We start from the raw sequence: 12,929 nt of genomic DNA, 5'->3' as shown, positions 1-12,929 counted from the left end.
GAGGATGAAGGATGCGACTAGATAAATTCTTAAAAGTATCACGACTCATAAAGCGTCGGACATTGGCAAAAGAGGTGTGTGACCAAGGCAGAATTACGATTAATGGCCAAGTGGCCAAAGCTGGTTCAGCTGTGAAAGCGGGTGATGAACTAGTTGTCAGGTTTGGACAAAAGCTTGTTACGGTTCGGATTGATAATGTGCGAGAGATGGTAAGAAAAGACGAGGCTGCCACGATGTACACCATTATTAGTGAAGCACCGGTTTCATAGGAAAGGCTTGTTCTACTTTTCGATTTTCCTTCATAAACTGCTATGAAAGCATATGGAGGAGGGACTAAAAGATGGATCAGCATTATGAATTTGGTACACCTATGGGGCGTGAACGGCAAACAAACGATCACGATGTTATCTTAAAAGGTAGAAGACAATTAGATATTACTGGTGTAAAACAAGTAGAGAGCTTTGATAATGAAGAATTTCTATTAGAGACAGTCATGGGTTTCTTATCAGTACGTGGCCAAAATTTACACATGAAAAACTTAAATGTTGAGCAAGGAAACGTATCGATTGAAGGGAAAGTATATGACCTTATTTACCTAGACCAAAACCAACAAGACAAATCAAAAGGTTTCTTTGGGAAGTTATTTAAGTGACATTAACAGTTCAGCTCTATACGATGCTATCAATGGCTGCAATGGGAATTTACATTGGCGCAGCTATTGATACGTATGGGCGCTTCACCCGTAAGAGACCTTCCTTCAATTGGTTCGTTGCATGCAGTGATCTGTTGTTTTGGCTTATGCAAGCCCTTGTTGTGTTTTATATCTTGCTACAAGCGAATAATGGCGAAATCCGGTTTTATATATTTTTAGCTTTGTTATGTGGTTATGCTGCTTATCAATCGTTATTTCGCAGGCTGTATCAGACATTATTAGAAAGATTAATTACAATTGTTATTCAAACTTATCGAATTACGATCAAGTTAATTGTGGTATTATTAATAAACCCGATTAAGTACTTATTGAAAGTCCTCTATTCCTTATGTATGATGGTATTATCAGCTTGTTTAGCAGTAATCTTATTCTTACTACGAATCATTTGGAGACCAATAAAATGGTTGCTTTTCCTTCTTTACAAATGGACAGGGTTAAATCAGCAAGTAAATAAATTGAAGCCGATTTTTCGTAAAATGAAGGGATTTCTCCAATCGATGAGGAAGAAGAAAGAGTAAGGAGGGGACATAATGGTTACAAATCGTACGTCTAGAGTAAGGGAAATGGATAAGTCTTATATACAACAACGCGAACAAGAGCTTGAATTAGAAGCAAGAAAACGTCGAGGTCTTTTTCGTAGACTGACCGTGTTAGCGATCGTTGCCTTAACTTTAGGGAGTATTGGTTTTGTAACATTGTATGCCCAAGCAAATTCTTTAGAGGAAAAAAGGCAAGAAAAGCTAACCCTTGAAGACGAGCTAAAACAGCTGCAGTTACAAGAGCAACGTTTACGAGAAGACATTAAAAATTATAATGACCTCGATTACATTGCAGAAGTAGCAAGAAGAGACTATTATTTATCCAAGCCAGGCGAAACTTTGTTTAAATTACCTGAACCATCGTCAAATTGACACATTTTTTTTCATTCAGGTATAATATAAAAAATGAACATTTTTGAGATTTCTTAAGGAGGATCTATTTTTTCATGTCAATCGAAGTAGGCAGCAAGTTACAGGGTAAGGTTACAGGAATCACTCATTTTGGTGCATTTGTGGAGCTGCCGGGTGGTTCTACAGGCCTTGTACACATTAGCGAAGTCGCTGATAATTATGTAAAAGACATCAACGAATTCTTGAAAGTTGGCGACGAAGTACTCGTAAAGGTAGTTAATGTTGAAAAGGATGGAAAGATTGGGCTCTCTATTCGTAAAGCGGTAGACCGTCCGGAAAGGCCTGAGGCATCTGAACGACCAGCGCGTCCGCCACGTTCTGACCGTCCAGATCGACCAGCTCGTCCTTTCAATTCACAACGTCCAAGTCGCCCGCAAGGTGGAAGTCGTCCACAAGGGGGTGGAGGGCGTGGTCCAAGACCAAACCAAGCACGTCCGTCTTTATCTTTTGAAGACAAAATGAATCGCTTCTTGAAGGATAGTGAAGAACGCATCTCAACATTGAAGCGTCAAACAGAATCTAAACGTGGAGGTCGAGGTGCCCGTCGAGGATAACTTGCTGCTTTAATACGGAGGACATTTGTTAAAGGGTCAAGCGAAAGCTTGGCCTTTTTATTGATATAGTTCAAGGGGACTCTTGTTATTTTAATTTCCAATTCTTTATAAAAGTTAAAATTACTTATTGACTTATAGTAAGGATAATAGTATATTAATAAATGTCGCAATTGACCAATTTGGCGGTGTAGCTCAGCTGGCTAGAGCGTACGGTTCATACCCGTGAGGTCGTGGGTTCGACTCCCTCCGCCGCTACCAAATACATAAATTATAACCTTCACTCTATGAGTGAAGGTTTTTTGTGTTCTATGAAACTTGGGTGAATCTAGAGGGGATTCAATGAAGTATGTCCGTTTATTCAAAGGAGGCAACGGGCTGCTCTCCTTCAAATAGAGATATAGAGATAAGGAAGAGAGAAAGTTCCAAAAGAAAACCCCTTTTGGAACTTTCTCTCTTCATCTTTCTCCATAGTCTCTAATAATCCCCTATAATATTAAACTCTCTCCTAACAAACCATGCGTACAATAGCTTTTGCTACCTATTTGAGACGAAAGACGTCGAACGTTTTTTGGAATGAGTCTTGCAATTTTGACAAAAAATGAAAGCTCTATCTGTTTTAATGAGTATACGAATAAAACTAGGGTGGTGGATGTTGATGATCGAGAAGTTAACCAAAGAATGGACGGAACCCGCTGATCAAGGAAGTACTTTTCGGAATAAGTGGACGAGCTTAGCTAAAGGAGTAAGTGGAAAAGTGACGACATTTACACGAGCTGCTTTTTATGAATATGGGCTAATCATTGCAATCGTCGGATTTTTACTCGGACGGGCGATGATTTTATCTGAACTGACTCCTTTTGTTTTACCATTTTTAGCAGCCATTTATATGCTTAAGCGAGAGCGAGCAGGCATAGCGGCTCTTTCATTACTAGCTGGAGCTTTAACCAGTTATCATGGTCAAGCGTTCTTTGTGTTAGTTGCAATAGTCGCTTACGTTCTATTGCAAAAAGTTGTTGCAAAATATGTAAAGGATTCAACGAAGGCACTTCCTTATACGGTTTTTAGTGCAAGTATTGTAACACGACTAGCCATTGTTTTCTTCTTAGAAGGAACTGTTTCAAATTATGCATTAATGATGGCAACGGTTGAAGCTGGATTGAGCTTTATATTAACGATGATTTTCTTACAAAGTGTTCCAATTGTCACATCGCGAAAACTAAAGCAACCGTTGCGAAATGAAGAAATTGTTTGCTTAATTATCTTGCTTGCATCTGTCATGACTGGAACAGTCGGGTGGGTCTTGTATGATATGACAGTAGAACATGTACTAGCAAGGTATTTGGTTCTTGCCTTTGCGTTTGTAGGTGGTGCCGCAATAGGCTCAACAGTCGGCGTGGTTACAGGTTTAATCTTAAGTTTGGCTAGTGTGGCAAGTCTTTATCAGATGAGCCTACTCGCCTTTGCTGGTCTTTTAGGTGGTCTACTTAAAGAAGGGAAAAAAGTAGGTGTAGGGATTGGATTGCTTGTTGGTACTCTATTAATTGGTCTATACGGCGAAGGAGCGACACAAGTTTCCGTTACATTAATGGAATCGATGTTAGCGATATTAGTATTCTTTTTAACTCCAAAAAGTATATTTTCAAGTCTAGCAAGGTATATTCCAGGAACAGTAGAACACTCAAAAGAACAGCAACAATACTTACGGAAGATTCGTGATTTAACAGCTGGTAGAGTCGAACAATTCTCTACATTATTCCAAACGTTGTCTAACAGTTTTCAAACGCCTGCTCAGGCTCCAACAAATGAAGATCAAGACAATGAAGTAGATATGTTCTTAAGTAATGTCACTGAAAAAACATGTCAAACATGTTTTAAAAAAGAGAGGTGCTGGGTTCAGAACTTTACTAAAACTTATGACTCTATGCAAAAAATTATGACTGAAACAGAAGAGCATGGAGAAATAAGAGATCAAGTGTTGAAGACAGAGTGGAAAAAACAATGTATTAAGCCGGAAAAGGTTATTCAAACAATTAGACATGAGCACGGGCACTATCAAGCGAATCAAAAGCTGAAACGTCAAGTGATTGAGAGCAGAAGACTTGTTGCTGATCAGCTTCTTGGAGTATCACGTGTCATGGGGGACTTCGCACGCGAAATTCAAAAAGAAAAAGAGGCCTACCATTTTCAAGAGGAGCAAATGTTAGAAGCACTTAGAGATGTTGGTCTTGAAATAGGCCATATTGATATTTACAGCTTAGAAAAAGGTAATTTAGAGATTGAAATGAGTGTGTCAGCTGACAATGACCATGGGAAATGCGAAAAAATTATTGCTCCGATATTATCAGATCTATTGAGAGAGACCGTCATTGTGAAAAAAGAGGAGTCGGGATTTTATCCAAATGGTTATAGCCATATATCGTTTAGTTCAGCAAAACAATTTGTAATTGATACAGGAGTTGCACATGTTGCTAAAGGGGGGGCTTGGGTATCTGGAGATTGCTACTCAACGATCGAATTAGGTTCAGGGAAATATGCCATTGCTATTAGCGATGGAATGGGCAATGGAGAACGTGCTCATCTTGAGAGCAATGAAACACTGCAACTTTTGCAAAAGGTTCTCCAGTCTGGAATTGAAGAGACTGTTGCAATTAAATCTGTAAATTCAGTTTTGTCGTTACGTACGACAGATGAAATATTCTCGACGCTTGATTTAGCAATGATTGATCTTCAAAATGCGACGACGAGGTTCTTAAAAATAGGTTCGATTCCTAGTTTTATTAAAAGAGGGAACAATATTATAAAGGTAGAAGCGAGCAATCTACCAATGGGAATGATTCAAGAATTTGATGTTGATGTCGTTAGTGAACAGCTGAAGGCTGGAGACTTACTAGTTATGATGAGTGATGGAATTTACGATGCACCAAAGCATGTTGAAAACAAAGAAATGTGGATGAGACGTTTATTAAGTGAGATAAAGACAGATGACCCACAAGAAGTAGCTGACGTCATTCTCGAGAAGATTATTAGAGAGGGACAAGGGTCTATTGATGATGATATGACAGTGATTGTGGCAAAAATTAAACGCAATACGCCAAAATGGTCGGCAATTCCGTTATATAAATCTCCTAAATTAGTTCATAAAAAGCGGAAGAAGACCGTGTAAGAGGTTGGTAAAAAAGGTCGCTTTCAGTGGCCTCTAAAAAACAGCTTTGTCAGTAGCCTCCGCTTTTCCTCTTTTAGAACAGTTTCGAAAGCTGATGCTAAAAACGTGAAATGCGTTTTTGGCATCAGTTATTTAGGTGAGAGGATGCTGTGTTGGGAGGTGAAAAAACGATGCATGGTCTTTAGTGTATTCTCACGTTCTGAATGAGCAGAGAAATGGATATGTTTTCGTTTCATGACCCTTTCAGAATCAAGTTTTTCTTATCCCCTAACGTATAAAACCTCTTTGAGTAGTGAATGATGGTAACATTCAGACTACTTGGAGGGGACGCGTAATGAGTAAAGGAACATTAAAGCAAATTTTGTTGCTAACGGATGGTCATTCAAATCAAGGTGAAGACCCGATTGCAATTGCTGCGCTTGCTAAGGAACAAGGAATTACGGTTAATGTTATTGGAGTCGTAGATGGCAATCATTTAAATGAAAAAGGAATTGAAGAGGTAGAGGCGATTGCAATGGCTGGAGGTGGAGTAAGTCAAGTCGTTTATGCAAAGCAGCTCGCTCAAACTGTACAAATGGTGACTCGTAAAGCGATGACTCAAACGATCCATGGAGTTATAAATAAGGAACTCACGCAAATTTTAGGACAAAACCAGGAAATGGAAGATCTTTCTCCAGCAAAGAGAGGACAAGTGATGGAAGTTGTCGATGAACTAGGTGAAACAATGAATTTAGATGTGTTGATTCTAGTTGATACAAGTGCAAGCATGAGAAATAAGTTACCAATGGTTCAAGACGCGTTAACTGATTTGTCTATCAGTCTTACATCTAGAATGGGAGCAAATCGCTTTGCCCTTTATTCATTTCCCGGGAAGAAAAAAGATATTGATAAGTTACTTGATTGGTCTCCACAGCTTAATTCCCTTACCGGGATTTTTCAGAAGCTTTCCTCAGGTGGAATTACACCGACTGGACCTGCTTTGCAAGTCGCCCTTGAGAAATTTTCGAAGTCTGGTTCAAGAAGGAGTTTGATGGCTGGTGATGAAGAACAGCTACTCGAAGAATCAGGTATGTAAACTAGCAGCTGGAGCAAAAATTGTTGGAAAGTGGCACAATCATTCGTATAAAATTGTACGAGTTTTAGGTGCAGGGGCAACAGGAACGGTTTACTTAGCAGAATCAGCCAAAGGCCTAGTAGCTTTGAAGGTTGGGACGGATAGTATGTCTATTACATCAGAGGTTAATGTATTAAAGCACTTCTCGAAGGTTCAAGGACAGGTTCTTGGACCTTCTTTGCTAGATGTCGATGATCTCATCACCCAGACAGGAACGTTCCCTTTTTATGTGATGGAGTATTTAAAAGGAACGGAATTGATTGAATATATGCAAAACCGCGGAGTGGAGTGGTTAGGAATTTTAATGGTACAACTTCTCGGTGACTTGGACCGATTGCACACTGCAGGTTGGGTGTTTGGTGATTTAAAGCCTGATAATGTGCTTGTTGTAGGACCACCAGCAAGAATTAGGTGGCTAGATGTTGGTGGAACTACATTAGTTGGAAGGTCCATTAAAGAATACACAGAGTTTTTTGATCGAGGGTATTGGGGGCTCGGATCAAGAAAGGCAGAGCCTAGCTATGATTTGTTTGCCGTTGCCATGATCATGATTAACTGTGCTTATCCAAAACGTTTTGAAAAAAAAGGAGAGAAACCAATTGTTCTGTTAAAACAAAATGTAGCTGACAAGCCACTTCTTCGTCCATATCGCGATGTGATTATTAGTGCAATACAAGGAAAGTATGACTCAGCCCAAGCAATGCGAAAAGAGATGGTGAAAGCTGTTTCGAAAAGCTCGAGCTATAAGCATATTCCTGTAAAAACACAAAACAAAAAGAAAAAACAAAATGCGACGAGCTCTAGCGATAAAAAACAGAAACAATCCTCTTACTTTGTTGAAATCTTCCTGCTTTGCTCTTTTCTTCTATTAGCATATATCCTATACTTATTTGGACAAATGATGTAAGGGAGAAAAATCAGCTAGGAAGATGGAGGAGTTGGTATGAAAGCTGATCGGATGATGGATATTTGCTTGCTTGCAGGCGAAATCATGCTTACCTATGGTGCTGAAACATACCGAGTTGAAGAAACGTTAGAACGGATGGCGAAGTCGGCACAGCTAAAAAATGTTCATAGCTTTGTGACGACAACAGGTATTTTCCTATCCTTTGAAGAAGATGGTAAGGGTGATGTCATGCAAATGATTCGTGTGGATGACAGGCTCCAAGACTTAAACAAGGTAACTCTTGTTAACCAAGTTTCAAGAGAGTTAGTAAGTGGAACAATTACTTGTGATGAAGCATGGAGTAAATTAGAGGCGATTGCAAGAGCGCCGATGAATTATTCTACGCTCTTGTTGCATTTTTCCTCTGGTATAGCAGGAGGGGCTTTCTCCTATATATTTGGTGGAAATTTGTATGATACGATACCTGCCTTTATTGCTGGATTTGTAGCAAGTTGGTGTATCGTTATGCTTCAAGACTATACAAAGGTGAAATTTTTTGCTGAATTCATGTCTGCCTTTTTAGGTGGAGCGGTTGCCATTGCCCTAGTTTTCTTTGGACTTGGAGAAAACCTCAATCAAGTAATTATAGGGACATTAATGCCACTTGTCCCCGGAATTCCCCTTACGAATGCGGTTCGAGATCTCATGTCAGGAGATTTATTAGCTGGGGTAAGCAGAGGTGCAGAGGCAGTAACTACAGCATTATCGATCGCAACAGGTATTGCACTTGCAATTGCTCTATTTTTATAGAGGTGAATTCAGGAGGATGAATGATGGTACTTGAACTTATTTTTTGTTTTTTTGCTACAGTGGCATTTGGGGTTATATTCAATGTTCCAAAGAGTATTCTATGGTTAGGTGGAGTTATTGGCGTATTAGCTTGGTTTATTTATTCGACATTGCCGACATGGGGGATGTCAGATATTTTTGCTACAGCAGTAGCCTCCCTTGTTTGTGCGACCTGCTCTCATTTACTTGCGAGAAAGTTCCGTGTACCTGTTACAACGTTTAGTATACCTGGTATTATTCCGCTTGTACCTGGAAGCAGAGCGTACTTTACGATGCTTGCGTTTGTTGATGGAGATTACATACATGGTTTGCAGCTAGGAATTGAGACAATGCTTCGAGCTGGAGCGATTGCAGCAGGACTTGTTTTTGCATTATCGGTTTTCTCCATAGGTAAAGGAGGAATTGGACAACGTTATGAAACAAGACGTTCATAAGTTTATTAAACGGCATCACTTATTTGACGAGTGTGAACGGGTCATTGTTGCAGTGTCTGGTGGACCTGATTCAATGGCGTTGCTTCATTATCTTTGGCAGATGAAAGATCAGTATCAAATAAAAGTTGCGGCATGTCATCTTCACCACCAGCTTCGGGGAGAAGAGGCAGATGCGGATGCACACTATGTACAGCAGTTTTGTAAAGTGCTTGGAATACCAATATCAATGAAGCATGTAAATGTAAAAGCTTATGCAAAAAAACAGAAAAAAGGAACGCAGGTAGCTGCAAGAGAGCTACGATATCAGTGGTTCAAAGAGTTACTACACAAATATCCGAATAGCAAAATTGCAACAGGTCATCATGGCGATGATCAAATCGAAACGATGTTTATGAAAATGGCTAGAGGAAGCCTTCCGTTATATACATATGGAATTCCAATTGAACGAAGTCTTGGTAGGGGATCAATTATTCGACCGTTTTTAGGAATAACGAAGGAGAAAATTGAGCACTATTGTATAGAAGCATCAATTGTTCCAAGACGTGATTCGAGTAACGAATCGAATGCTTATACACGTAATCGGTTTCGGAAAGTGCTGTTGCCATTTTTAAAGAAAGAAAATCAAAATATTCATATTCATATGCAAAGGCAAAATGAGTGGGAGAATGAAGACCACGAATTTTTAATGACCTTGGCCAAAGAAGTAAAATCTTCCATTCTCATCAAAGAAAGTGAACGAAACGTTACAATTTCAGGCAAGAAGCTTCTTGACGTAGCCCTCCCTTTACAAAGAAGAGTGATTCATCTAATATTAAGTTATCTTTACGGGAAAAATTCACCAGTAACTACGTCTATACATATTGAGCAAGTGCTTGAGATGCTTCACAGTGAAAAAACGTCGGGTGAAATTCATTTTTCTGACTCTCTTTTTGTACGACGCGAATATGATGTTTGTCATTTTTTGAAGGGGCAAGTGAATACGGTTATAGAACAAGCACAATCACTTACCATTCCAGGAATTACTTTTACCTCTACATGGCTCATTGAAACTTATGTGACAGATGACACTAAAGTAGTAGAAGAAAGCAATCAAATCATTTTAGATTATGAAGAAGTTTCAAAGCCGCTTCATATTCGAGGCAAACAGCCAAATGATCGGATGACATGTCGAGGGATGGAAGGTACGAAGAAAATAGGTAGATTGTTCATTGATCGTAAAATCTCAAAGTATGACAGAAAGGATTGGCCGCTTTTAGTGGACGAGGAAGGGCGGATTTTATGGGTGCCTTTCTTACACAGATCAAAAATTGCGAATGTAAGCAAAGAGACGAAAAAGAAACTAGTTGTATCGTGTTACCGTCGAAATGAGAGTGAACCAGACAAAGGGTCTGATGAATATAGGAGGTTTGTTTGACATTGATAAGGGATGAGATTAAAGAGATTCTGATTTCTGAAGAAGAGATACAGGAAAAATGTCGGGAGTTAGGGAAGCAAATTACAGAAGAATATGATGGCAAGTTTCCCCTTGTAGTTGGTGTGTTGAAAGGTGCCATGCCATTTATGGGTGATTTAACGAAACGAATTGATACGCATCTTGAAATGGATTTTATGGATGTCTCAAGTTATGGGGCAGGTATGGTATCATCTGGAGAAGTAAAAATAGTCAAAGACTTAGATACCTCGGTCGAAGGTCGAGATGTTCTTATCTTAGAAGATATTATTGATAGCGGATTAACACTTAGTTATCTTGTTAAGCTTTTTCATTATCGAAAAGCAAAATCAGTGAAAGTTGTAACTCTATTAGATAAACCCGATGGACGTAAAGTTGACTTAGTTCCAGATTTAGCTGGATTCATTGTTCCTGATGCGTTTGTAGTTGGTTATGGGTTGGATTTTGCTGAAAGGTACCGAAACTTGCCGTATATTGGGATTTTAAAGCCTGAGATCTATGAGAGTTAATGTTTGTGAACTAAAGAACAACTGTGGTACGATAAATAAAGTTGTATTGTCGTGGGAGGAGGTCAAGAATGAATCGTATATTTCGTAATACCATCTTTTATTTACTTATCTTTCTGGTGATAATTGGAATTGTGAATGTCTTTAGTACGGATCAAACAGAAACAGAAAATGTTACATTTACAGAGTTCACTGAAAGGCTTGAACGAGGTGAAGTTCGTGAGCTTTCTGCTAAGCCGGTACGTCAAGTTTATCTAGTACGAGGACAATTTACTGACCAAGATGAAGGTGAATACTTTGAAACATATGTATTGCAAAGTGAACAATCAGCAGAGTTGCTTTACAATGCACAAGGTCCAGGTGGAGTTGCATTAGGTGTAGATATTCAACCAGCTGATGAGGCAAGTGGTTGGGTAACGTTCTTTACATCGATCATTCCTTTCGTCATTATCTTTATTTTATTTTTCTTCTTGTTGAGCCAAGCCCAAGGTGGCGGTGGTCGAGTCATGAACTTTGGGAAAAGCAAAGCGAAGTTGGTGAGCGATGATAAGAAGAAAGCGAAATTTAATGATGTAGCTGGGGCTGATGAAGAAAAGCAAGAGCTTGTTGAAGTGGTAGAATTTTTAAAAGACCCGCGTAAGTTCTCAGCAATAGGCGCGCGCATACCAAAGGGTGTTTTACTTGTTGGACCTCCTGGTACAGGTAAAACGTTACTTGCACGTGCAGTAGCAGGTGAAGCTGGTGTGCCATTCTTCTCTATTAGTGGTTCTGATTTTGTGGAGATGTTTGTCGGTGTCGGTGCGTCTCGTGTACGTGACCTTTTTGAAAATGCGAAGAAAAATGCTCCGTGTATTATCTTTATTGATGAAATTGATGCAGTTGGTCGTCAACGTGGTGCTGGGCTTGGTGGAGGACACGATGAGCGTGAACAAACATTGAACCAGTTACTAGTTGAAATGGATGGTTTTAGTGCAAATGAAGGAATTATTATTATCGCGGCAACAAACCGTGCGGATATTCTTGACCCTGCCTTACTACGTCCAGGTCGTTTTGACCGTCAAATTCAAGTGAATCGTCCAGATGTAAATGGGCGTGAAGATGTTTTAAAAGTACATGCTCGTAATAAACCATTAGATGATGACGTGAATTTAAGAGCTATTGCAGAACGTACACCAGGTTTTTCTGGTGCTGACCTTGAAAACTTATTAAATGAAGCTGCTTTAATTGCGGCAAGAAACAATAAAGTAAAAGTCAATATGATCCACGTTGAAGAAGCGATTGACCGAGTAATTGCCGGTCCGGCGAAGAAAAGTCGCGTGATTTCTCCGAAAGAGAAAAATATTGTTGCTTGGCATGAAGCTGGACATACCGTCGTTGGTGTGAAACTTGAGAGTGCTGATATGGTTCATAAAGTAACAATTGTCCCAAGGGGAATGGCTGGTGGTTATGCTGTCATGCTTCCTAAGGAAGATCGTTACTTTATGACCAAGCCAGAATTACTTGATAAAATTATTGGGTTACTCGGTGGTCGAGTCGCTGAGGAAGTACAGTTTGGTGAGGTAAGTACAGGTGCTCACAATGACTTCCAACGTGCTACAGCCATTGCACGTAAGATGGTTACGGAATATGGAATGAGTGAAAAACTTGGACCGATGCAGTTTGGTTCAGGAGACTCTGGTGGTCAAGTATTCCTTGGTCGCGATATTCAAAATGAACAAAATTACAGTGATGCGATAGCTCACGAGATTGATTTAGAAGTACAACGTATTATTAAAGAGTGCTACGCGCGCTGTAAGTCAATCTTAACAGAAAACAAAGCGAGTTTAGATCTTGTCGCAGAGACATTATTGAAACTAGAAACGCTTGACGCTGAACAGATTCAATCGCTAATTAACGAAGGCAAGCTTCCTGATAACCACCATACGAATAAATACATGGATGGTAGGGATGAACCTGTTGCTGATTCCGATATGAAGGTGACGATCAATTCTAAAAAGGATGACGAAAAGGATTCCGATGACAACAATGTCAATAAAGATGATCAACCTTCTACAGAAGAGAAGAAAAAAGATGAGTAGCAACATTATAGAGATACAAATCATATGATTTGTATCTCTATTTTTTTAAAAAATAAAGATAACCCGTTTATAAAATATGAGTGAATTGGGATTCAAATAAGTATGAAAGCTTACTCAAGAGTGGCAATCGATTTATACGCTGCTCATTGTATTTTAGAAAAAAAGCTCTGCAGTTTTTTATAAGTAAGCAAGGGATTCGGGTCGAAAAGTGCAATTAAGAGCATAATAAGAAG

13 protein-coding genes and 1 tRNA gene are annotated in these 12,929 nt (G+C 39.4%); all 14 read left to right on the top strand.

Going from position 1 to position 12,929, the window contains the following annotated elements:
* Nucleotides 1-11 precede the first annotated feature (11 nt).
* The 14 genes from SLH51_RS16410 (at nt 12) to ftsH (ending at nt 12,696) form a co-directional block, all read left to right on the top strand.
* A complete protein-coding gene (locus SLH51_RS16410; protein ID WP_335962444.1) occupies nt 12-269 on the top strand; it encodes an RNA-binding S4 domain-containing protein in 258 nt (85 codons plus the stop codon).
* Nucleotides 270-340: 71 nt separating this feature from the next.
* A complete protein-coding gene (gene yabP, locus SLH51_RS16405; protein WP_335962443.1) occupies nt 341-652 on the top strand; it encodes a sporulation protein YabP in 312 nt (103 codons plus the stop codon).
* Nucleotides 649-1,230 carry a spore cortex biosynthesis protein YabQ gene (gene yabQ, locus SLH51_RS16400; RefSeq protein WP_335962442.1) on the top strand — a complete coding sequence of 194 codons (582 nt, stop codon included), beginning with the start codon at nt 649-651 and terminating at the stop codon, nt 1,228-1,230. Before yabP ends, yabQ begins: the two co-directional genes overlap by 4 nt.
* 12 nt (nt 1,231-1,242) lie before the next feature.
* Nucleotides 1,243-1,623, top strand: coding sequence for an FtsB family cell division protein (locus SLH51_RS16395; protein WP_335962441.1), 381 nt, complete (start codon nt 1,243-1,245; stop codon nt 1,621-1,623).
* Nucleotides 1,624-1,697: 74 nt separating this feature from the next.
* Complete coding sequence (locus SLH51_RS16390) at nt 1,698-2,216, top strand: S1 domain-containing RNA-binding protein (protein WP_335962440.1); 519 nt, start codon at nt 1,698-1,700, stop codon at nt 2,214-2,216.
* Between the two features lie 181 nt (nt 2,217-2,397).
* A tRNA-Met gene (locus SLH51_RS16385) sits at nt 2,398-2,474 on the top strand.
* 397 nt (nt 2,475-2,871) lie between these two features.
* Nucleotides 2,872-5,379: a stage II sporulation protein E gene (gene spoIIE, locus SLH51_RS16380; RefSeq protein ID WP_335962438.1), complete on the top strand. Its 2,508-nt coding sequence runs from the start codon at nt 2,872-2,874 to the stop codon at nt 5,377-5,379.
* 334 nt (nt 5,380-5,713) lie between these two features.
* Nucleotides 5,714-6,454 (top strand): VWA domain-containing protein, encoded by a 741-nt coding sequence (locus tag SLH51_RS16375; RefSeq protein ID WP_335962437.1) that lies wholly within the window; start codon nt 5,714-5,716, stop codon nt 6,452-6,454.
* Nucleotides 6,420-7,400, top strand: coding sequence for a serine/threonine protein kinase (locus SLH51_RS16370; RefSeq protein WP_335962492.1), 981 nt, complete (start codon nt 6,420-6,422; stop codon nt 7,398-7,400). The genes SLH51_RS16375 and SLH51_RS16370 overlap by 35 nt, the downstream gene beginning before the upstream one ends.
* A gap of 36 nt (nt 7,401-7,436) precedes the next feature.
* Nucleotides 7,437-8,189: a threonine/serine exporter family protein gene (locus tag SLH51_RS16365; protein WP_335962436.1), complete on the top strand. Its 753-nt coding sequence runs from the start codon at nt 7,437-7,439 to the stop codon at nt 8,187-8,189.
* Nucleotides 8,190-8,212: 23 nt separating this feature from the next.
* Nucleotides 8,213-8,662, top strand: coding sequence for a threonine/serine exporter family protein (locus SLH51_RS16360; RefSeq protein ID WP_335962491.1), 450 nt, complete (start codon nt 8,213-8,215; stop codon nt 8,660-8,662).
* A complete protein-coding gene (tilS, locus tag SLH51_RS16355; protein WP_335962434.1) occupies nt 8,643-10,076 on the top strand; it encodes a tRNA lysidine(34) synthetase TilS in 1,434 nt (477 codons plus the stop codon). The genes SLH51_RS16360 and tilS overlap by 20 nt, the downstream gene beginning before the upstream one ends.
* A gap of 5 nt (nt 10,077-10,081) precedes the next feature.
* The gene (gene hpt / locus SLH51_RS16350; protein ID WP_335962490.1) at nt 10,082-10,621 is read left to right on the top strand and encodes a hypoxanthine phosphoribosyltransferase; all 540 of its coding nucleotides are present in this window, start codon (nt 10,082-10,084) and stop codon (nt 10,619-10,621) included.
* Nucleotides 10,622-10,689: 68 nt separating this feature from the next.
* The gene (gene ftsH / locus SLH51_RS16345; RefSeq protein WP_335962433.1) at nt 10,690-12,696 is read left to right on the top strand and encodes an ATP-dependent zinc metalloprotease FtsH; all 2,007 of its coding nucleotides are present in this window, start codon (nt 10,690-10,692) and stop codon (nt 12,694-12,696) included.
* Nucleotides 12,697-12,929 lie beyond the last annotated feature (233 nt).

The sequence above is a fragment of the Halalkalibacter kiskunsagensis genome (assembly GCF_037027555.1).
Taxonomy (GTDB): domain Bacteria; phylum Bacillota; class Bacilli; order Bacillales; family Bacillaceae_D; genus Halalkalibacter; species Halalkalibacter kiskunsagensis.
Note: the sequence above shows the minus strand (reverse complement) of the source record. Positions and strands in the feature narration are given on the sequence as shown.

What these genes read in the sequence shown, in the direction of transcription:
- SLH51_RS16410 (WP_335962444.1), top strand. Translation starts at nt 12, where the DNA reads ATGCGACTAGATAAATTCTTAAAAGTATCACGACTCATAAAGCGTCGG.
- yabP (WP_335962443.1), top strand. Translation starts at nt 341, where the DNA reads ATGGATCAGCATTATGAATTTGGTACACCTATGGGGCGTGAACGGCAA.
- SLH51_RS16395 (WP_335962441.1), top strand. Translation starts at nt 1,243, where the DNA reads ATGGTTACAAATCGTACGTCTAGAGTAAGGGAAATGGATAAGTCTTAT.
- SLH51_RS16360 (WP_335962491.1), top strand. Translation starts at nt 8,213, where the DNA reads ATGGTACTTGAACTTATTTTTTGTTTTTTTGCTACAGTGGCATTTGGG.
- tilS (WP_335962434.1), top strand. Translation starts at nt 8,643, where the DNA reads ATGAAACAAGACGTTCATAAGTTTATTAAACGGCATCACTTATTTGAC.
- SLH51_RS16370 (WP_335962492.1), top strand. Translation starts at nt 6,420, where the DNA reads ATGAAGAACAGCTACTCGAAGAATCAGGTATGTAAACTAGCAGCTGGA.
- ftsH (WP_335962433.1), top strand. Translation starts at nt 10,690, where the DNA reads ATGAATCGTATATTTCGTAATACCATCTTTTATTTACTTATCTTTCTG.
- SLH51_RS16390 (WP_335962440.1), top strand. Translation starts at nt 1,698, where the DNA reads ATGTCAATCGAAGTAGGCAGCAAGTTACAGGGTAAGGTTACAGGAATC.
- SLH51_RS16375 (WP_335962437.1), top strand. Translation starts at nt 5,714, where the DNA reads ATGAGTAAAGGAACATTAAAGCAAATTTTGTTGCTAACGGATGGTCAT.
- spoIIE (WP_335962438.1), top strand. Translation starts at nt 2,872, where the DNA reads ATGATCGAGAAGTTAACCAAAGAATGGACGGAACCCGCTGATCAAGGA.
- SLH51_RS16365 (WP_335962436.1), top strand. Translation starts at nt 7,437, where the DNA reads ATGAAAGCTGATCGGATGATGGATATTTGCTTGCTTGCAGGCGAAATC.